The sequence below is a fragment of the Bacillus gaemokensis genome (assembly GCF_001590835.1).
GTDB classification, from domain to species: domain Bacteria; phylum Bacillota; class Bacilli; order Bacillales; family Bacillaceae_G; genus Bacillus_A; species Bacillus_A gaemokensis.
On record NZ_LTAQ01000001.1, the window covers coordinates 381982 to 401634 of the forward strand.

Annotated in this window: 22 protein-coding genes; 6 read left to right on the forward strand and 16 right to left on the reverse strand. The window is 36.2% G+C overall.

Features of this window, described 5'->3' with window-relative positions:
- The first annotated feature begins 94 nt into the window (after positions 1–94).
- On the forward strand, positions 95–757 hold the full coding sequence (locus AZF08_RS01990) for an SIMPL domain-containing protein (protein ID WP_033672362.1): 663 nt from the start codon (positions 95–97) through the stop codon (positions 755–757).
- A gap of 136 nt (positions 758–893) precedes the next feature.
- Entirely contained in the window at positions 894–2183 is a 1290-nt protein-coding gene (locus tag AZF08_RS01995) for an NCS2 family permease (protein WP_033672363.1), read from the forward strand.
- Positions 2184–2213: 30 nt separating this feature from the next.
- Here AZF08_RS01995 and corA read toward each other — a convergent pair whose 3' ends face one another.
- The 10 genes from corA to spoIIM form a co-directional block, all read right to left on the reverse strand.
- Positions 2214–3176, reverse strand: a complete 963-nt coding sequence (gene corA / locus AZF08_RS02000) for a magnesium/cobalt transporter CorA (protein WP_033672883.1) — start codon at positions 3174–3176, stop codon at positions 2214–2216.
- 61 nt (positions 3177–3237) lie between these two features.
- On the reverse strand, positions 3238–4542 hold the full coding sequence (locus AZF08_RS02005) for a pyrimidine-nucleoside phosphorylase (protein ID WP_033672364.1): 1305 nt from the start codon (positions 4540–4542) through the stop codon (positions 3238–3240).
- 7 nt (positions 4543–4549) lie between these two features.
- The gene (locus AZF08_RS02010) at positions 4550–5371 is read right to left on the reverse strand and encodes a purine-nucleoside phosphorylase (protein ID WP_033672365.1); all 822 of its coding nucleotides are present in this window, start codon (positions 5369–5371) and stop codon (positions 4550–4552) included.
- A 13-nt stretch (positions 5372–5384) separates the two neighbouring features.
- Positions 5385–6569, reverse strand: a complete 1185-nt coding sequence (gene deoB, locus AZF08_RS02015) for a phosphopentomutase (RefSeq protein WP_033672366.1) — start codon at positions 6567–6569, stop codon at positions 5385–5387.
- A gap of 480 nt (positions 6570–7049) precedes the next feature.
- Complete coding sequence (locus AZF08_RS02020) at positions 7050–8564, reverse strand: hypothetical protein (RefSeq protein WP_033672367.1); 1515 nt, start codon at positions 8562–8564, stop codon at positions 7050–7052.
- 361 nt (positions 8565–8925) lie between these two features.
- Positions 8926–9672: a FixH family protein gene (locus AZF08_RS02025; RefSeq protein ID WP_082245967.1), complete on the reverse strand. Its 747-nt coding sequence runs from the start codon at positions 9670–9672 to the stop codon at positions 8926–8928.
- Positions 9673–9858: 186 nt separating this feature from the next.
- Positions 9859–10749 carry a site-specific tyrosine recombinase XerD gene (xerD, locus tag AZF08_RS02030; RefSeq protein WP_033672369.1) on the reverse strand — a complete coding sequence of 297 codons (891 nt, stop codon included), beginning with the start codon at positions 10747–10749 and terminating at the stop codon, positions 9859–9861.
- 6 nt (positions 10750–10755) lie between these two features.
- On the reverse strand, positions 10756–10986 hold the full coding sequence (locus tag AZF08_RS02035; protein WP_033672370.1) for a YqzK family protein: 231 nt from the start codon (positions 10984–10986) through the stop codon (positions 10756–10758).
- A gap of 103 nt (positions 10987–11089) precedes the next feature.
- Positions 11090–11545, reverse strand: a complete 456-nt coding sequence (fur, locus tag AZF08_RS02040) for a ferric iron uptake transcriptional regulator (protein ID WP_033672371.1) — start codon at positions 11543–11545, stop codon at positions 11090–11092.
- Between the two features lie 106 nt (positions 11546–11651).
- Positions 11652–12299 carry a stage II sporulation protein M gene (gene spoIIM, locus AZF08_RS02045; RefSeq protein ID WP_033672372.1) on the reverse strand — a complete coding sequence of 216 codons (648 nt, stop codon included), beginning with the start codon at positions 12297–12299 and terminating at the stop codon, positions 11652–11654.
- A 126-nt stretch (positions 12300–12425) separates the two neighbouring features.
- Here spoIIM and AZF08_RS02050 point away from each other — a divergent pair, with 126 nt between their 5' ends.
- Positions 12426–12977 carry a GNAT family N-acetyltransferase gene (locus AZF08_RS02050; protein WP_033672373.1) on the forward strand — a complete coding sequence of 184 codons (552 nt, stop codon included), beginning with the start codon at positions 12426–12428 and terminating at the stop codon, positions 12975–12977.
- Between the two features lie 22 nt (positions 12978–12999).
- Here AZF08_RS02050 and AZF08_RS02055 read toward each other — a convergent pair whose 3' ends face one another.
- On the reverse strand, positions 13000–13539 hold the full coding sequence (locus AZF08_RS02055; protein ID WP_033672374.1) for an NUDIX hydrolase: 540 nt from the start codon (positions 13537–13539) through the stop codon (positions 13000–13002).
- 74 nt (positions 13540–13613) lie between these two features.
- On the opposite strand from AZF08_RS02055, the gene mciZ reads away from it, so the two are divergent.
- Together mciZ and AZF08_RS02065 are read left to right on the forward strand one after the other, a co-directional pair.
- Positions 13614–13742, forward strand: a complete 129-nt coding sequence (gene mciZ, locus AZF08_RS02060; RefSeq protein WP_033672375.1) for a Z-ring formation inhibitor MciZ — start codon at positions 13614–13616, stop codon at positions 13740–13742.
- A 124-nt stretch (positions 13743–13866) separates the two neighbouring features.
- Positions 13867–14781: an aldo/keto reductase gene (locus tag AZF08_RS02065; protein WP_033672376.1), complete on the forward strand. Its 915-nt coding sequence runs from the start codon at positions 13867–13869 to the stop codon at positions 14779–14781.
- A gap of 29 nt (positions 14782–14810) precedes the next feature.
- On the opposite strand, the gene AZF08_RS02070 is transcribed toward AZF08_RS02065, so the two are convergent.
- The 4 genes from AZF08_RS02070 to AZF08_RS02085 form a co-directional block, all read right to left on the reverse strand.
- Positions 14811–15638 (reverse strand): aldo/keto reductase, encoded by an 828-nt coding sequence (locus AZF08_RS02070; protein WP_033672377.1) that lies wholly within the window; start codon positions 15636–15638, stop codon positions 14811–14813.
- Between the two features lie 149 nt (positions 15639–15787).
- Positions 15788–16291: a DNA topology modulation protein gene (locus tag AZF08_RS02075; protein WP_033672378.1), complete on the reverse strand. Its 504-nt coding sequence runs from the start codon at positions 16289–16291 to the stop codon at positions 15788–15790.
- Between the two features lie 33 nt (positions 16292–16324).
- Entirely contained in the window at positions 16325–16849 is a 525-nt protein-coding gene (locus AZF08_RS02080) for a GrpB family protein (RefSeq protein ID WP_033672379.1), read from the reverse strand.
- A 67-nt stretch (positions 16850–16916) separates the two neighbouring features.
- A complete protein-coding gene (locus tag AZF08_RS02085) occupies positions 16917–17180 on the reverse strand; it encodes a YqkE family protein (protein ID WP_033672380.1) in 264 nt (87 codons plus the stop codon).
- A 231-nt stretch (positions 17181–17411) separates the two neighbouring features.
- On the opposite strand from AZF08_RS02085, the gene AZF08_RS02090 reads away from it, so the two are divergent.
- Positions 17412–19001, forward strand: coding sequence for a bifunctional metallophosphatase/5'-nucleotidase (locus tag AZF08_RS02090; protein WP_033672381.1), 1590 nt, complete (start codon positions 17412–17414; stop codon positions 18999–19001).
- A gap of 74 nt (positions 19002–19075) precedes the next feature.
- Here AZF08_RS02090 and AZF08_RS02095 read toward each other — a convergent pair whose 3' ends face one another.
- Positions 19076–19564, reverse strand: a complete 489-nt coding sequence (locus AZF08_RS02095) for a ribbon-helix-helix domain-containing protein (RefSeq protein ID WP_033672382.1) — start codon at positions 19562–19564, stop codon at positions 19076–19078.
- Positions 19565–19653: the final 89 nt, after the last annotated feature.

Consider the following 19653-nt stretch of genomic DNA (forward strand, 5'->3'; position numbering starts at 1 on the left):
TTTTCTTTGCCCTTGATTCTCAATTATGTAACTTTTTACATACAATTTTCTCGCTCCTCCACTCATATACATATAAAAAGGATGGTGAGCAAAAATGCAAGTTGGCATGAATCCCTATTCACCCGATATCCGCAATGGAAAACAAGCAACCATTACTGTACAAGGAGAAGGCGTCATCAAAGCAAAACCAAATGTTGTTATATTAACAATTGGTATTAGAACAGATAATAAAGATGTGAAACAAGCGCAGGAGGAAAATGCAATCCAATCTAAACAATTACTTGCTGCACTTAAACAAATTGGTATCCCTGATAAAGATATAGAAACTATTTCATACACAATTACTCCTCAATATGAACACATAAACGGGAAAGCAGTATTACAAGGTTACCGCGTAGAGCACTTGTATGAAATTACCGTTTTAAATGTACAAAAAGCTGGGGAAGTATATGATATAGCCGTTACAAATGGAGCAAATGTAGCAAGAGGATTACGCTTTCGTATTTCCCATCCAAACGCGTACTATCAACAAGCACTGTTACAAGCAGTCCAGCACGCTCAAGAGAAAGCTCGTACAATCGCGAGTTCATATAATTTAAATATTAATCCTGTCCCACTTTCACTCGTTGAAGAATCAGCACAATTACCGCGCGAATTTATGTCTCAAGCTACGTTACAAGCACATGCCGCTCCTCCAATTCAACCTGGAGAATTAGAAATCATCTCTACTGTTCGTGCTATTTTTATTTATTTGTAACACCACTTAACTTTTAAGTAACCGTTCTCATTTTCTTTATTGTAAAAAGATTATGTTCTGATATAATAAAGAACGGTGAGCTCTTTACAAAAGGGATATCACGGGTGGGAGAGGGATATGAAAAAGAAGGTTTAACATGAAAGGAATACTTGAAAGAACATTTAAATTAGACCTACACCACACATCACCAAAACAAGAAATATTAGCTGGAGTGACATCATTTTTCACAATCGTTTATATTATGATTGTAAATGCGTCAATTTTATCAGATGCCGGCATTCCGCTTGAAGCAGGAATTTTGGCAACTGTTTTTAGTTCATTTGTCGGATGTCTAATGATGGCATTTTGGGCAAATGCCCCTGCTATTCTTGTACCAGGTATGGGTGTAAATGCATTCTTCACGTACACAGCTGTGCATACGCTTGGACTAAGCTGGCAAGAAGCTTTAGCCGCTGTCTTTATCGCTGGTATTATTTTTGTAATTGCCGCGTTTACACCGATTGCTCGTGTGCTCTCACTATCGATTCCAAAATCGTTAAAAGAAGCAATTACTGTCGGCATCGGTTTATTCTTAGCTTTTATTGGATTGCAAAAAGGTGGTCTAGTCGTTTCACATCCGAACACTGCTGTTGCATTAGGAAAATTAAGTAGTCCTGTTGTTCTTGCAACACTACTTACACTTATTGTAGCACTCGTTTTATTTGTTCGTAATGTGCGTGGAAACTTTTTATGGACGATTGCAATTGGAACTGGTATCGCATGGCTATTTGGTCTTGTTGATACAAGTCAAGTAGGAAGCAGCTCATTTTCATTCGCTAGCTATGGGGATGTATTTGGAGCTATGTCATTTGGAAAGCTTTCTTCCTTGCCATTTTGGATTGCAACATTCTCCTTAAGCATGGTGCTTATTTTTGAGAACATGGGACTATTGCACGGATTATTAGAAGATGATCGTAAATTCCCACGTGCTTATCAAGCAAATGCAATTTCAGCAATGACATGCGGTCTATTCGGCACAAGTCCTACCGTTTCAACCGTAGAAAGTGCTGCAGGTATCGCAGCGGGAGGCAAGACAGGTCTGACGTCTATCGTTACAGGGATGTTATTCTTCGCATCACTATTTGCACTTCCGTTTGTCAAATTAATTCCTGATAGTGCCATTGCACCAATCTTAATTATTATTGGTGGTCTAATGATTACAAACATTCTACAAATCCCTCTAAATGACTTTTCAGAAGGATTTCCAGCGTTTTTAATCATCGTTATGATTCCACTCACATATAGTATCGCTGATGGCATTGCGTTCGGATTTATCGCTTATCCTATTTTAAAGATTGCTCTTGGAAAGCATAAAGAAGTCGCACCATCCATGTATGTTATTACATGTCTGTTCTTAGCCATGTTTGTGTTACACGCTATTGGCTAAAAAAACGCCGGGGAATTTCCCAGCGTTTTTTTATTTAAACCACCCTTTTTTATAAAACCACACCATCATTCCCCCACCTATGAATGCCATAACTGCTAAACAAATAAAATAACCATACTCCCATTTTAACTCTGGCATATTATCGAAGTTCATCCCATATACACCAGCAATAAATGTTAATGGCATGAAAATGGTTGAGAATACCGTTAATGTTTTCATTATGTTGTTCATATGGTGAGAGTTTAATGAAAAATAACTATCCCGAATATCTGCTGTTAATTCTCGACTTGCTTCAATCATTTCTGATAGCTTTAACAAATGATCATGAATATCTTTAAAATAAATTTCATGATCACTTACACCGTAAAAACGAGTCGAATTTAAAATACGATACAACAAATCACGCATCGGTATAATCGTCCGTCTAAGCTTAGATAGGTCCGCACGAATATCAAATACTTCTTCTAATACACTTCCTGCTGTCTCTCCTGTTAAATTATCATCAATTGCATTCAAATGATCTTCAATATAGTAAACAGGTGCAAAGTAATCATCAACAATTTGATCGATAATCGTATGTGCTACATGCAAAGGACTCTTCTTGATACGTTTACTCTCACCAAGTGTTGTCCACACTCTTTCAATTGCATTATTATGTGAGAAATGAAAAGAAACAATATAACGATCACTAACAAATAAATCAATTTCATGTGGTTCTAATCCATCTTCTCCAAATGCATGGAGAACTAAAAAGTTATAACCATCATAAAAATCTACTTTTGGCCTCTGTACATATTCTACACAATCTTCAATTGCAAGAGGATGGAATTTAAAATGGTCTCGTAAAATATATGTATACTCTTCTTTCGTTGGCTTATATAAATCAAGCCAATACCATACAATGTCTTCTCTCTTCGTTTCTTCTAATGAAACATCATATAATACTTCATCTTCTTTCGTTATTGCACAAATTCTAATCATAATTTCACCCATTATTATTATAAACAAAAAACAGCAAAAAAAGCCAAGGAGAAGGCTCCTTAGCTTTTTCATTTTATTTCGTTACAATACCATGCACTAATTTCGGTGCATCGACATGCGCTGTCGCTATTTTCATGTTCTCATAAATTTTCGCTTTTACATCTTCTACATTGTCGCGGTTTGCGTAAATCGTAACAAGTGAGTCACCTTTTTTCACACTATCGCCAACTTTTTTGCGAAGCATAAGTCCAACTGCTAAATCAATCTCAGATTCTTTCGTTGCACGTCCTGCACCTAAAAGCATCGCTGCTGTTCCAATTTCATCTGCAACAATTTCAGACACATATCCGTCTTCTTTTGCTTCTACTTCAATTTTGTACTCTGCTTGTGGAAGCTTAGAAGGATCATCAACAACAGAAGCGTCCCCGCCCTGCGCCGCTAAGAACGTTTTAAATGATTCTAGCGCTTTTCCATTGTTCATTACTTCAATTAACTTTTCACGCGCATCCTCTAAAGATGAAGCTTGTCCAGCAAGGTATACCATTTGACTTCCAAGCGTTAAACATAGCTCTTCTAAATCTTTCGGTCCTTTACCTTGTAATGTATCGATTGCTTCTTTTACTTCTAATGCGTTACCAATTGCTTCACCAAGTGGTTGGCTCATATCTGAAATAACTGCCATCGTTTTACGACCAACGTTATTACCAATGCGCACCATTGCTTCCGCTAAGCGTTTTGCATCTTCATCCGTTTTCATAAATGCACCTGCACCTGTTTTTACATCAAGTACAATTGCATCTGCACCAGCTGCGATTTTTTTACTCATAATAGAGCTTGCGATAAGCGGAATAGAGTTTACTGTAGCAGTTACATCGCGCAGTGCGTATAACTTTTTATCAGCAGGTGTTAGGTTTCCACTTTGGCCGATAACAGCAATTTTATTTTCATTTACAAGACGAATAAACTCGTCATTTTCAATTTCCACATGGAATCCCGGTACTGCTTCTAATTTATCAATTGTACCACCTGTATGTCCTAAGCCACGGCCAGACATTTTTGCAACTGGTACATCTAAAGCAGCAACTAATGGACCTAATACAAGCGTAGTTGTATCACCAACACCGCCTGTTGAATGCTTATCTACTTTTACCCCTTCAATCGCTGATAAGTCAATTGTATCGCCGCTATTCACCATTGCCATCGTTAAATCAGCACGCTCTTGATCATTCATATCTTGGAAGAAAATCGCCATCGCCAGTGAGCTCATTTGATAATCTGGGATATCACCATTTGTATAGCCTTCTACAATAAAGTTAACTTCTTCTGTCGTTAATGTATGTCCATCACGTTTTTTTGCAATTAGGTCCACCATTCTCATTGTGAACTCACCCCTTCATTTGTTTTACGATTGCTTTTACTAATGCTAAGAAATTAGATTTCACACGTTCTGTCGTTTCAATTACTTCATCATGATGAAGTGGTTGATCTAAAATACCAGCTGCCATATTTGAAATACAAGAAATACCAAGTACTTTCATGCCAGCATGACGCGCGACAATTACTTCTGGTACAGTTGACATTCCAACTGCATCTCCGCCAAGTGTACGAAGCATACGAATTTCAGCAGGTGTTTCGTATACTGGACCTGTCATCCCAACGTATACACCTTCTTGTACTTTAATATTTAAGTCCGCTGCAACTTGTTTCGCCATTCCGCGAAGCTCTTTGCTATATGACTCAGACATATCAGGGAAACGTACGCCCATTTCAGAATCATTTGGTCCAATTAATGGGTTAGTCCCCATGAAGTTAATGTGATCTGAAATTAACATAAGATCGCCTGGTTCAAATGTTGTATTTACACCACCAGCTGCGTTTGTTACCACAACTGTTTCTACACCTAATTCTTTCATAACACGAACTGGGAATGTTACTTTTTGCATGTCGTATCCTTCGTAATAATGGAAACGTCCTTGCATTGCTACTACTGTAACACCTTGAAGTATACCAAATACAAGTTGACCAGCATGGCCTTCTACAGTTGATACAGGAAATTCAGGAATTTCACTATATGGTACTGTTACTGCATTTTCGATTTCATCTGCTAATACGCCTAGTCCAGAACCAAGGATAAGTCCTACTTGTGGTGTTTCTTGGAATTTCTCTTTTAAGTATGAAGCTGATTTTGTAATAAGTTCACGATTCATTATATTGTCCCCCTTATTTCTTTAAGTCGTTTAAGAAACTTTTTCCGTATTTTGGCATTGTGACACCGAAGTTTTCTGCTACTGTTGCACCAATATCAGCAAATGTTTGACGAAGTTCTAATTCTTGTCCGCCTTCTTCCATGCTTGGGCTATACGCTAGTAATGGTACATATTCACGCGTATGGTCAGTACCAGGGTGAATCGGGTCATTACCATGATCTGCTGTAATGAGTAATAAGTCATCTTCTTTTAGTTTTTCAAATACTTCCGGAAGACGCGCATCATATTCTTGCAATGCTTCTCCGTACCCTTGAGGATCGCGGCGGTGACCGAACAACGCATCAAAATCAACTAAGTTCAAGAAGCTTAAACCTGTAAAGTCCATGTTTAATGTATCTACAAGCTTGTCCATTCCGTCCATGTTAGATTTTGTACGAAGAGATTCTGTTACCCCTTCTCCGTCATAAATATCAGAGATTTTACCAATTGCAATTACATCATAATCGCTATCTTTTAACTCATTCATTACAGTGCGACCAAATGGTTTTAATGCATAATCATGACGATTTGGTGTACGTGTAAAGTTTCCAGGCTCTCCAACGAATGGACGAGCAATGACACGGCCTACCATATATTTCTCATCTAACGTTAACTCACGCGCAATTTTGCAAATCTTATAAAGTTCTTCAAGTGGTACTACTTCTTCATGAGCTGCGATTTGTAATACGCTATCAGCAGAAGTGTACACAATTAAAGATCCTGTTTCCATTTGCTCTTTACCAAGCTCATCAAGAATTTCAGTTCCAGAAGCTGGTTTATTACCGATAATTTTGCGTCCTGTTTTTTCTTCTAACTCGTCAAGTAATTCTTTCGGAAATCCTTCTGGAAACACTTGGAATGGCGTATCAATATAAAGTCCCATAATTTCCCAATGTCCTGTCATTGTATCTTTCCCAGTAGATTTCTCTTGCATTTTTGTATAGTAACCAAGTGGTTTCTCTACTTTAGAAATCCCCTTCATTTCACGAATGTTACCAAGACCTAATTTCACCATGTTTGGCATTTGTAATCCATTCATATGCTCAGCGATATGACCAATTGTATCAGAACCTAAATCACCAAATTTTTCAGCATCTGGTGCTTCCCCGATTCCTACAGAGTCCATTACGACTAGGAAAATACGTTTATATTTATTCATAACTGCAACCTCCTATATGTTCAGTTCTACTTCTTGTAGTATGTTCAAAACGCTGTAAAGTGAAACTGTTATCAGTGATATTTCCCACTAAGAAAAACCACTTCTTTTAGTCGTTCTCCAACCCTCTTCGCCCTATTTTCAAACGAAGCAAACACTTTCCTGGTTTTTCTAAGTCAGATGTCAGACATCTAATATTGATATCATAACATGTTTACGCTTTCTTTTTAATACATTTTCGTAGAAATTCTTATTTTCCTTACACCTTCTATTCTGACTACTTCCACAGCTAAAGCAGTGGGAATCTTATGTACTTAAGAGAAGCGTTACAAAGCTCTCCACAGATGGTGTTTCCATGTCCTGTGTACAACATCTTTGATTTATCTTCTATTCCATAAGACTTTCTTATTTACACAACCAATGTTGTGTTGACAATAAGCTTTGACGAAGGTAGGTAGCTCTACCTACGAAGGAAACATTCCCTTACATGATTTGTTTGATACCCATACTTAGAGGTATTGTTTTTTTGATTTGTCGCAATTCTTCTATGTGTTGATTGTGTAACCTTAAAAAGGTAGCAAAGGTTTTATTACATAATTCTCGATTGGTTTGTTGCAAATCTACGTCACTATTCATGAGTAAGAAAGCACTATATAAATCACGTTGTACGAGATGATTACCTATTTGACTCCATCGTTGATGGAGTTTTTTCTTTTCATAACTATTCTCTATATGATTGTATTGACTTGCCCTAAAAGTTATCGTGTTTACTTTATGAACGGTTTGTTTTGTATATCCTAATTTTTTGTTGATTATTTCAACTAACATCGCAGGAGCGTGATTCCCAATACTGGTTCCAAATCTCTTTTTAGATAAAAACTTACCTTGTTTATTTGTTTTGGTTTCTTTTGTACGCTTTGCTAGTCCTTTAAAATGCATGGTCTCGATATACACTTCATCACCAAGAGATAAAATGACATTTGCTAAAGAACCATGTTGCTCTTTGATATACGAAACTTTCTTTCGATACAACTCTTTTAATTGATATAATTTTTTTTGATAGTTTTTGCTGTATGTCCAGTGTAACTGAATCCCTCGTTTCAAAGTGCTGTCACTTCTAAAGTTGTCAGGATTTGTACTTCTACGACTTCTGTCCAACTTGCGTAATAAACGTCTCTTTTGTTTTTCAAATATAGGTACATTCGGAGCAAGTTGTTGGAGACAAACTGTTTCTTCTGAAACAATCGCAATGATAGAAGGACCAATATCTATACCTATTCGCTTTTGTTTTTGGTACTGATGACGAAAGGCTCCTGTAGAACTGATTCTCTTTGCAGGGGGAATCCCATCCATGACGAGTTGCACATAAAAGGTATGTTTCCCACGAATGATTTTTTTGACAATACGACAATATTTTACGGTATGAAGAGCAAGAGATTCCTCTACAAACAAATCTTGTTTTCGGATACGAACAGGAAGCGCTAATCCATTCCAATATACTGTATTTTCTTTAAAGCGAATGCCTGCTTTATTCGATTTGCCTTCTACAGAATGAAGCATTCCATACCGTTTGAAATGAGCTTTATTTCCTTTGAATACGATTTCTTGAACAGCTTTCCAAACTGTAGAAACAATTTTTTGAGAGGCATGGCTATCTATATGTTTTTTATAATTATGCTGATGTTTTTTTATGTAGGTGTGAAGTTGATATTCACTTAATCCAAAGGATTGACGAATACCATCTAATTCCTTCGTATGCTGTTTCAACTCTTTTTGGTTATTCGCTTTTATTGCTTTTATTGTATTTTGATACAAACGTAATTGTTTTCGATAACGTTTAGATTCTTTCATTAACGTATATTGTTTTAATGCATACGACAGAGTTTTATTGTAGAGTTTACGGGCAATTTCAAAGCGTTTCAATAATATATCTTTTTGCCATGAATCTACCATTAACTTTAGCTCTAAAACAAAACAATCTTTTTTAGATTTCGGCATTGCCCGTCACCCCTTTCTCTTTTCTCTATTTCTATTATAAAACTCAACGCTCGTTCTATAAAGGGAAATTTTTCTTCTGTATCGTGGAAAAAATATATATAATTCATAATACAATTGTTTTTGTTCTTCTATAGTTGTTTATCATGTTTACATTGTGTTGGTTTGATTACTAAACCGCAACACAATGCTTAAAAAATAAAGATACCAACATTTTGGATACTTGAAGTACCACAAACCTTATGTTTTTTAGTGGCGCTCCGTATCCAACCTCACTTTCACCCCATACCTAAAGGTGATTGGCTTTCTCGTTCGGAAAAGGCTGTAATATAAAAATAAAAAAGCAGCTCTAAAGAGCTGCTCCTCATTTTACTTCTACTGTTTCTTCTTTATGTTCGTGAAGTTCGCCTTTTCTCACATGAACTTTCACTTTATAAGCCGCTGCATCTTTAAACGTGTGTTTGCTTACATACTCGCCTTTATTACCTTCTTTAGCGGGAATAAACTCATGCTTTTCCACGCCATCTTTCCAAATTTCAAGTTGTACTTCAGCACCAGTTAACGCTTCTTCTTTTTGTTTTAGATGTACTTTCATTGTTGATTCAGCATTTGCTTTTACATCACCAGCCATAAGGTGAATCATCGTGTCGCTCTTGTGATCACCATGACCACCCTTTTCTTTCTTTGCGTCCTCAACTTTTGCATTTCCTACAGCTATTTTCACTTCTGGCATTACGTGCATTTCACGTGCATTTGTATGTGCAATAACATGATACACACCGTCAGATGGGAATGTTTTCTCTACTGCATAAACACCTTTTCCTTTATGCTTACCATTTAGCATTTCATGTTTCTCTTCGCCGTCTTTCCAAATTTCAAACTTCACATCGTCAGCATCCGTTACTTTTTCTTTCCCTTGTGTAACAAGTGCCTGCACTTCAGTTTTTTCATTTGGTTTAATTTCTTTCGGATTTGTTTGAACCGCTACCTTAACTTCTTCAAGTTTCTCTTTTTTCGTTGTGTCTTCTTTCTTTGTATTACAACCAGCTAACGCTAGCATCGCGATAAATAAAGTGATTACAAGTTTTTTCATAATTATTTCCTCCTTCATACTTTACTTAGTATAGAGGAAATGCGTAGTTATATTCTAGCCTTCTGCTGAAAACAATGTACGAAATGTTTGTGAAGTTTTTGTGAAGTGCTTAATTTTGTTGATTTTCCATTTTCAATATACATTCTAGAATTACTAGTAAACTAAATCCGGTAATAGTGAACTATTACAAAAAGAGCATAATTATTATGCCCTTGGATGGAACTGTTTATATACATCTTTTAATCTAGTTTTTGAAACGTGTGTGTAAATTTGTGTTGTTGAAATATCAGCATGTCCAAGCATTTCTTGCACAGCACGTAAATCCGCTCCATTTTCTAATAAATGTGTTGCAAACGAATGACGCAACGTATGCGGTGTTAGCTCTTTTTCAATATTCGCTTCTTTTGCCAGTCGTTTTAAAATCTTCCAAAACCCTTGGCGAGATAATCGATTACCATGATGGTTCAAAAAGAGTGCATCGACTGTTTTTTTTCCCATCAATTCTTTTCTACCTTTTTCAATATAGCGTTGAATGGCTTCTGTAGCTAAACTTCCTAGTGGAATAATTCTCTCTTTATTCCCTTTTCCAGTGCAACGAACAAATCCCATTGTCAAATGAACATCCTCTAAGTTTAGCGCTATTAGTTCTGAAACGCGAAGTCCCGTTGCATACAATAGCTCTAGCATTGCTTTATCTCGAATACCAAATGCGCTCGTCGCTTTTGGTGTTTGAAGCAATGCTTCTACTTCACTTACTGATAATACTTTCGGTAATTTCCGTTCGCCTTGTGGTGTTTCAATATGTACAGATGGATCATGCTCCACAGCTCGTTCACGAAGTGAAAATTGATGAAACGAACGAATAGACGCAATATGACGCGCTAATGTTTTGGAGGATTTTCCATTCTCTTTTAAGTACTGCAAAAAATTCACAATGTGTATCCGCGTCACTTCCTGAAATGTTTTCGTCTGCTCCACATTCTGTAAATACTTCACATAACTCTTTAAATCTCTTTCATAAGATACAACTGTATTTTTCGCTAGTCCTTTTTCGACAATCATATAATGAATAAAATCTTTTAATTGATCTTCCAATCTACACTACTCCCCATTTTCATAGAAAAAAATCATTCTATTTACGAAAGCATCCTTTGCTGGTTCCTCATTCCCTGATACTTTTTCTACTGTCTCTTCTTTTGGCTTTTCATAACGATGGTAACTTTCATATTCTTCATTTATCCATAGTATAGCGAAATAAAACAAAATCGTACAACTTGTAAATAATAAAAATACTTTCATTCCATCAAAAGTTAATTTCAAAGCTCGGCGCATTGTAAATTCCTCCAAAATATATGTTATTACAACATATGCCAAGCTTTCAGTGATTTATACCTAATCTAAATAAAAAACCTCTTCCTAGCTAGATAGGAAAAGGTTATTTTTCATCCGTTTCATTTTCTTGACAATTTTTACAAATCCCATGGAAAGTTAAACGATGATCTTTCACCTTAAAGTTCCAATCACGCTCTACTTTTCTTTCCACTTCACCAAGTAAATCTTCTTGAATTTCTTGTACAGCACCACATTTTGTACAAATTAAATGATGATGGAAACGCTGTGCACCTTCTTGACGTAAGTCATAGCGTGAAACACCATCTCCGAAGTTAATCTTATCGACAACTTTTAACTCAGATAATAACTCTAAAGTTCGATAGACGGTTGCTAATCCGATCTCTGGCGACTTTTCTTTCACAAGGAGGTAAACATCTTCTGCGCTTAAATGATCTTCTTCATTTTCTAGCAGCACACGAACTGTTGCTTCACGTTGTGGTGTTAATTTATAGCTCGCTGCATGCAATTGCTTCTTAATTCGTTCAATTCTCTCTTCCATTCGGTACTACTCCCTCCTCGCCACTCTTACACCATTATATCAGAAGAAGGGCTTCTGTCAAAAGAAAAACAATCAAAATAACTTGATAATTATTCTCATGTAGTATTTATTTTTTATTAATAGCTTCCACGACTTCTTTCATTAAAACTGGTGAGGCATATGCCTCAATGCTAGAAGCAATCGCTACCACCACCCCAATTATAAGAAAAAAGCAAGTGTACCGAATTAACATCGGTAATACAGGCTCATTAATTTTTCGAATAAATTGATGCCTAATCATCCTTAAAGAGAAACTTGCAGCAATTGTCGTCATGACAAGAAACGCTGGAATGATAATTAAATTTTGTGGCAATACAGATACAAATGCTAACAATAGTCCGTTCCAACCGTGCTGGCTTACTAGAAAGCCGACTGTAAATCCAACAACTACCCCTTTTAAAAACAATAAAATAAAAATGAGTGGTAATCCAATAATAGAGATCCCTAAAATCCAAATAAACCCAATGTATTTTAATTGTGAAAAGTAACTTTCTCGAAACATTTCACCCGCAATTGCAAATTCACCTTTGGAAACTTGTCCAAAAAAACGATTCAAATAAAAAGATAAATCTTGTTTTTGATTCACTTGTAAACTATTTACAAGAATCGCTCCAAATACTACACCCATCAATAACAAAACAGAAACAAATATGTAAAGCGAAGAATTTTCTTGTATATGAGAAATCACACGATCTTGCCACGTTTTTCGCAACATTTTTTCTTCCCTCCGTTCACACTCTTACTACAATGTATGAAAGAAAGAAAAAAAGTATGACGAATTAACATTGAAATTCCGCTCTACTTTGCTAAACTTAAAAGTAGAGAATAGGAGGGATTTTACTTGAAACCATTATTATTAGATTTTCCAACATTATTTCAAACTGAGCGCTTGCAAGTACGCAAACCATTTCCTGGTGACGGGACAGAGGTATATGAAGCTGTTCAAGCTTCTTTAGAAGATTTACAACCATGGATGCCAATTACATCCGAAACTGAAGAAAGTGCTGAAGAAATAGTTCGAGAAGCTCACGGGCAGTTTTTACTTCGTGAAACGTTAGCTTTTCACTTATACGATAAAGTATCTGGCACATTTATTGGAGCCCTGACTCTTCACCCAGAGAACTGGGATATTCCTAAGTTTTCGATTAGCTTCTGGTTACATAGTGCGTATACAAAACAAGGTTATATGACAGAAGCGATAAAAGGTGCTGTCCAGTTTACTTTTGATAAGCTTGGTGCTAGACGACTTGAAATTCGCTGCGATGCTACAAATGTAAATGCATCTGCCTTAGCAGAACGCCTTGAATTCATTTTAGAAGGTACACTTGAAAATGATTTTCTTGCGCCAGACGGCAGCTTACGCGACACACGCGTATATGCCAAAATTAATTAAAACACTCGCCTTAGGCGAGTGTTTATTTTTGTAATTGCAAATATTGAACAGCGAACATCGTCTTTGCATCATGAATACGCTGATTTTGCATAAGCGAAATCGCTTCTTCTAATGACACTTCCATTAATTCCACAAATTCATCTTCATCTAGCGCTGCCTTATGTTCTTTTTTCTTTAATCCAGTTGCTTTATATACATATAAAATCTCATCTGCAAAACCTGGTGATGTGTAAAAGGATGTGATGAACTCCATTTTGTCACATACATATCCTGTTTCTTCTTCTAATTCACGAACTGCTGTTATTTCTGGTTTTTCTCCAGGCTCTAATTTTCCGGCAGGGATTTCCACGATCTCTTTTTCTAGTGCTTTACGATACTGCTCTACAAGCACAATCTTGCCTTCATCTGTAACAGCAATAATAGCAACTGCTCCCGGATGATTTACAATCTCACGTTTACTCATTTCTCCATTTGGTAATACTACTTCATCAACACGAACTTTAATAACTCTACCATCAAAAATCGGTTCAGTTGCAACAGTTCTCTCTGCAAGATTACTCACAATACTTCATCTCCCTGTTCTATTTCCTAATCGTTCTTCATACATTTTACCACACTGAAAGGAGCGTGATAAAAATGAAAGTATATATTTTACCAAATCGTATCACGTTGGTCGGAAAGGCTTGGCAAATTCGGCACATGCTAAAACAATATGGAAAAGATTACGAAACCGTACAAGAATGGATTACAGCAAACAAAAAATAAATTGAAACGTTAATCAGTGGGTGCTTTATCCCTCGCTCATTATTAGTCCTTACCAATCGGGATAAACGTTTGTCAACCTCCTTCAGCTTTCGTACAATGAAAGAAAGCTAAAGGAGGTTGACTTATGAAAAAAAGAAAATTAGGAAATTCAGATTTATATATTACTGAAATGGGACTCGGTTGTATGTCTCTTGGCACATCTGAAACCGAAGCTACACGTATTATTCATGAAGCAATTGATTTAGGTATTAATTTTTTTGATACAGCAGATTTATATAATTTTGGTCAAAATGAAGAATTTGTTGGAAAAGCTCTTCGTGGAAAACGGGACCAACTCATCCTCACAACGAAAGTAGGAAACCGTTGGACAGAAGAAAAGAACGGTTGGTCTTGGGACCCTTCAAAAGCTTATATTAAGACTGCAGTAAAGGAAAGTTTACGCCGCCTGCAAACAGATTATATTGACCTATACCAACTACATGGTGGGACACTTGAAGATCCTATCGATGAAACGATTGAAGCATTTGAGGAATTAAAACAAGAAGGTGTCATTCGCCATTACGGTATTTCTTCTATTCGTCCAAATGTCATTCGTGAATATGCAAAGCGTTCTAGTATCGTTAGTGTACTAATGGAATATAGCCTATTAAATCGTAGGCCAGAAGAATGGTTTTCACTGCTTCAGGAGCAGCAAATTAGTGTTATTGCTCGGGGACCACTCGCGAAAGGTTTGTTAACTGACAACAATGAAAGAAAAATAGAAAAGGTGAAAGAAAAAGATTATCTTTCTTATTCCTATAACGAGTTAACAGAAACGCTAGCTACTGTAAAAGCAATTACAAAAGAACGATCCTTAACTGAAACTGCTCTTGGGTATTGTTTGCATGATCCGGCTGTTGCAGCTATTATTCCTGGTGCTAGCTCGATCCAGCAGCTACGCGAAAATGTACAAGCTAATAATCAATCTCCATTAACAACTGAAGAATATAAACAAATTCAAACAGCTGTTAAATCTGATACATATGCATTACATCGTTAAAAAACGCTACCATTTTCGGTAGCGTTTTTTTACATCGTATCGTATTTATCAGGATTTGTGCCCACGTGTAGATTACGATCAAGTGTATCAATTTGCTTGATTTCATCTTCTGTTAATGCGAAATCAAAGATTGTAAAGTTCTCTTTAATACGAGATGGCGTAACTGATTTAGGTATTGTAACGATACCACTCTGAACATCCCAGCGTAAAATGATTTGTGCTGGTGTTTTACCGTATTTTTCAGCAAGTTCTTGAATAATTGGATGATGAAATACTTCGCCACCTCTCATTAATGGGCTCCATGCTTCCATTTGAATTTGTTTATTTTGACAAAAATCACGCAGTTCAAATTGTGCTAGCATTGGATGAAGTTCCACTTGGTTCACCATTGGTTTCACATTACAATTTTGCAACAACTGCTCTAAATGATGTTGATGAAAATTTGAAACACCAATTGCACGTACTTTTCCCTCTTCATATAATTTTTCTAAAGCACGATATGTATCTATGTATTTCCCTCTGATCGGCCAGTGGATTAAATATAAATCTACATAATCCATTTGTAATCTCTGTAGACTTTTTTCAAACGCTTGCAGTGTCGTTTCATAACCTTGATCGTCATTCCATACTTTGGTCGTAATAAATAATTCTTCACGTGCAATACCTGATTTACGAATCGCTTCTCCGACACCGCTTTCATTTTCATATACAGTCGCTGTATCAATAGAACGATATCCAACTTCTAAAGCTGTTTTTATCGCTTGCTTTACTTCTTCTCCTTCTTTTGCTTTATATACACCTAAACCAAGCATCGGCATTGTCACGCCATTATGAAGTGTAGTTGTTGGAATATACATGATGGTTCCTCCTTCTTCTCTCCCCAAAATTCTATAAAAAGATGTCACTATTTTTATAACTGTCACTTTATTTGAACAAGATTTACGAAAAAAGTCAAAAAATATATACAGTTTACATAATAATTTTATAAAAATGAGACCGTTTCATCTTATAGCTTCTGTAAAAATTCCTCTAATTCAGCTGAAGTTTTGAAAATAACAATGTTTTTCTCAGCAGATATAGCTTGCAATTTCCCCAAAATAACAGGCCGTTTCACTTTTGGATACGTCCATACCCATTTCAAAAATTCAAAGTCTAGTTGTTCATTGCATCCTTCTCCCATATCTGGACGCGTTTTGTTATGATATTGTACTCTCCTTTTTATTACGCGATATAGGCATTGTATTCTTGGTAAATCAATGAAAATGATTGTATCAGCTGCCTCTAATCGTATATCCATTGTAAAACCATAATTCCCATCTATAATCCAAGAGTCTTGTGTCACTAACTCTCTTTGCACTTGTATCTGTTCTTCATGACTTGTTAGCACCCAATCTTTTTTCCAATAGAGCGCATCAAGGTGATATACAGGTAGTTGTAAGACTTCTCCTAATCGCTGTGAAAAAGTTGATTTTCCAGCTCCCCCAGAACCAATAATCATTATTTTTTTCATCGCTGCTCCCCCCATACCAAAAATAACGCAAGCTTACTCGCTTGCGTTATTTTCTCTCCACTCAAGTGCCTTTTTATCAATATTACGTACAAAGTCAGTTTTCCCTTCTGTATATTGACCTCCATCATATGTATACTTTTCTGCTAAATCTTTTTTTAATGCCGTATATGCCTCCGCTTCTTCACAATGCGCCATCATATAATCACGAAACGCTAAATGACGTGTAATTTCTGGATTTCCCGTTTCAAATACATGTAAATGATATGCTCGTTTTTCTTCCGTTCCATGAATAAAAAATCGACGACCCGAAATGCCATTTTCCCCTTTGACAATATAACCAAGTTTTTCTAAAATCTCGTTCCAATTATCTACTTGCTCAATATCTCCTACCTCCATAATCATATCAACAATTGGCTTTGCTGCTAGCCCCGGTACTGATGTACTACCAATGTGATGCACTTTCACAGCTTCTGGCATCGATGCTTTTAACCTCTGTGATTCTAATTGAAATTTCTCACTCCAATGGTTTTCATAAGGAACAACTACAATCTTTCTCATCCCAACTCCCCTTTTCTCATCAAGTCGTAAAAAAATCATCAGGACAATTGTCCTGATGATTTTTACATTATTTAAAGTCTTTCCAAGTGAGACTACTTTCACTTAATAGCTCTTCAAATGATTTATTTTTTTCACGTTCTCTTTGCTCTTTACGCTTTCTTTCTTGTTCTTCTATTTCCTTTTGCTCTGCTCTTACTTGTAATTCTTTCTTCTTACTTTTTAATTGATCCATTAACGATCTATTCAATTGATCTCCAATTGTAATGGAATCATTTTCTGATTGATTCATTTGTGTTTGTCTTTGCACTTGTCTTTGTTTCTTTTTCTTCATACTACTCACCTTTTACTTTTTTCTCCATTATAGGTGAAATGAATGACTCTCGACAATAAAAAAGGGAATTCACTCTCTTTTTTTCTATTATTTATATTTTGTAAAGATGTAAAGAAAAAATAAAATTTTATTAATTTTTATAATAAAGAGATTTTTACGTAGAAATAACTCTCTCAATCTATTAAAATTATGTCGTATGATGTCAGATTATAAAAAAGGGAGAGAAAACACATGTGGAAAAAAGCTATTCCTATTGCTCTAGCGTTAAGTACAATTACTTTTTCAAACGTATTTGCTGCACCTCCATCTCAAATACCTACAGAACAAAATCGTTACATAGACGTACAAATGCTTGGCATTAACGATTTTCATGGTCAACTAGATACCGTGAAGAAAATTAATAACAAAGAAGCAGGCGGTGCTGAATATTTAGCTACCTATTTACGCGATCGCGAAAAACAAAATCCAAATACATTAAAGGTCCACGCTGGTGATATTGTCGGAGCAAGTCCTCCAGTTTCAGCACTACTACAAGACGAACCAACAATTGAATTTTTAAATGATCTAAAGTTTGATGTTGGAACCATTGGAAATCATGAATTTGACGAAGGCATCAACGAAATGAATCGCCTTATTTATGGGGGATATCATGAAAAAACAGGGAATTTTAAAGGAGCAAGCTTCCCTTACGTCGCTGCCAATTTTTACAATAAATCAACTGGCCGCTTATTTTTACCACCATTCACTGTAAAAATGGTAGAAGGAGTCCCTGTCGGCTTTATCGGGGTTGTAACAACAGATACACCTAATGTCGTTATGCCTACTATGCTTAAAAATGTACAAATTACAGATGAAGTGGAGGCTGTTAATAAATCTGTAAAACAACTGAAACGACTCGGTGTCAAATCTATCGTTGTTCTTGCACATGTCGGCGGTACAACCGATGATACCGGGGTAACAAATGGGGATCTCGTTCGCTTAGCAAATGAGACTGATCCAGAAGTCGATGTCATTTTTGGCGGGCATAGTCATACTTTTGTAAATGGAACTGTTAATAACAAACTTGTCGTACAAGCGAATTCTTACGGAATGGCTTTTGCTGATGTTGATGTGAAAATCGACCGTAAAACAAAAGATATTATTGAGAAAAAAGCAGAAGTTGTTACAACCTACCATGAAGGAATAGAGCCTGACCAACAAGTGAAAAAGAAAATGGATCAATATAAAGAAAAAATCGCACCTCTTGTAAATCAGATTGTTGGAAAATCTACTGCTCCAATAGATCGTAAACAAAATGCAGCTGGTGAATCCACTCTTGGAAATTTAGTTGCCGACGCTCAGCGTACAACGATGCAAGCGCAAATTGCCCTTATGAATCCTGGTGGTATTCGAAATGACTTAGATACTGGTGATATTACATGGGGAGAGTTATACGGAATTCAACCATTCGGAAATCAATTAATCAAAGTCAATTTAACTGGTCAAGACATTCGTGACATTTTAAATCAACAATGGCAAAAAGATAAAACAAGAATGCTTCAAATCTCAGGTATTCAGTACACTTGGGATTCCAATAAACCAGATGGTGAAAAAGTTACAAATATTCATTTAACAAGCGGAGAAGAACTAGTTGCATCTAAAACCTACACCGTTGTTGCGAATGCTTTCCTAGCTTCAGGTGGCGATGGATTTGTATCCTTTAGAAATGGTAAAGATGCTGAAACAGGCCCAAATGATTTTGAAGCGTTACTTGATTATGTAAAACAAGCAAAAGAACCGATTCAACCAATCATTGATGGGCGAATTCAAAAAATCAATTAACCTTTTGCATCATAATAAGGATAATCCCAACCAAAACATAACATGTTTCATCTAATAAAAGAGAGGAGTCTATATCACTTCTCTCTTTCATTTTGTTCCAATTCATCAACTTCTTTGTATCTTTGCAAAAATTCTTTTAACGCTTCTTCTACAATTTTAGATTTTTGAATCCCTGTCGTACCAGCTACAACGTCTAATCCTTCTAAAATCTCCGTACATATAGAAAAAGTACGCTTTTTCTTTTCACTATTTTTGAAGTTTTTTGTAACAATAATACGCTCCTCACGTTTCCGCAACAATTCATAAATACTTTGCAATTGTTCATAAATCAAAACTTGGTAATCCGTTTTTACAGATTGAAGTGCAGTAGCTTCTTGAAAATATAAATGACGAGGTTCTTCTCCCTCTCCAATGAATATTCGTTTCTTTTGTTCACCATCATATTCATATCCAAGCACCCTTAGCTTTTTCGACAATGTATACGGGCTTATCTCGAGGCGCTTTGCAATAATCGCAAGTGGTTCACGTTTGTTTAAGCGATCTATAATTTCTCCAATCGTCACTTCCGTCCTCCTCTCCCAAGCGCGTATAGTTGAAAGAAAGTTGGCATGTTATGATACAATATTTTTTTAACAGTATATGCAAAATTGAT

Bases quoted from the DNA above. Each gene is read 5' to 3' on its own strand.
- AZF08_RS02090 (WP_033672381.1), top strand. From the start codon at position 17,412: ATGTGGAAAAAAGCTATTCCTATTGCTCTAGCGTTAAGTACAATTACT.
- AZF08_RS02080 (WP_033672379.1), bottom strand. From the start codon at position 16,849: ATGAGAAAGATTGTAGTTGTTCCTTATGAAAACCATTGGAGTGAGAAA.
- deoB (WP_033672366.1), bottom strand. From the start codon at position 6,569: ATGAATAAATATAAACGTATTTTCCTAGTCGTAATGGACTCTGTAGGA.
- AZF08_RS02070 (WP_033672377.1), bottom strand. From the start codon at position 15,638: ATGTATATTCCAACAACTACACTTCATAATGGCGTGACAATGCCGATG.
- AZF08_RS02085 (WP_033672380.1), bottom strand. From the start codon at position 17,180: ATGAAGAAAAAGAAACAAAGACAAGTGCAAAGACAAACACAAATGAAT.
- AZF08_RS02065 (WP_033672376.1), top strand. From the start codon at position 13,867: ATGAAAAAAAGAAAATTAGGAAATTCAGATTTATATATTACTGAAATG.
- AZF08_RS02075 (WP_033672378.1), bottom strand. From the start codon at position 16,291: ATGAAAAAAATAATGATTATTGGTTCTGGGGGAGCTGGAAAATCAACT.
- AZF08_RS02020 (WP_033672367.1), bottom strand. From the start codon at position 8,564: ATGCCGAAATCTAAAAAAGATTGTTTTGTTTTAGAGCTAAAGTTAATG.
- AZF08_RS02010 (WP_033672365.1), bottom strand. From the start codon at position 5,371: ATGAATCGTGAACTTATTACAAAATCAGCTTCATACTTAAAAGAGAAA.
- fur (WP_033672371.1), bottom strand. From the start codon at position 11,545: ATGGAAGAGAGAATTGAACGAATTAAGAAGCAATTGCATGCAGCGAGC.
- corA (WP_033672883.1), bottom strand. From the start codon at position 3,176: ATGGGTGAAATTATGATTAGAATTTGTGCAATAACGAAAGAAGATGAA.
- AZF08_RS02025 (WP_082245967.1), bottom strand. From the start codon at position 9,672: ATGAAGGAGGAAATAATTATGAAAAAACTTGTAATCACTTTATTTATC.
- AZF08_RS02005 (WP_033672364.1), bottom strand. From the start codon at position 4,542: ATGAGAATGGTGGACCTAATTGCAAAAAAACGTGATGGACATACATTA.
- spoIIM (WP_033672372.1), bottom strand. From the start codon at position 12,299: ATGTTGCGAAAAACGTGGCAAGATCGTGTGATTTCTCATATACAAGAA.
- mciZ (WP_033672375.1), top strand. From the start codon at position 13,614: ATGAAAGTATATATTTTACCAAATCGTATCACGTTGGTCGGAAAGGCT.
- AZF08_RS01995 (WP_033672363.1), top strand. From the start codon at position 894: ATGAAAGGAATACTTGAAAGAACATTTAAATTAGACCTACACCACACA.
- AZF08_RS02035 (WP_033672370.1), bottom strand. From the start codon at position 10,986: ATGCGCCGAGCTTTGAAATTAACTTTTGATGGAATGAAAGTATTTTTA.
- AZF08_RS01990 (WP_033672362.1), top strand. From the start codon at position 95: ATGCAAGTTGGCATGAATCCCTATTCACCCGATATCCGCAATGGAAAA.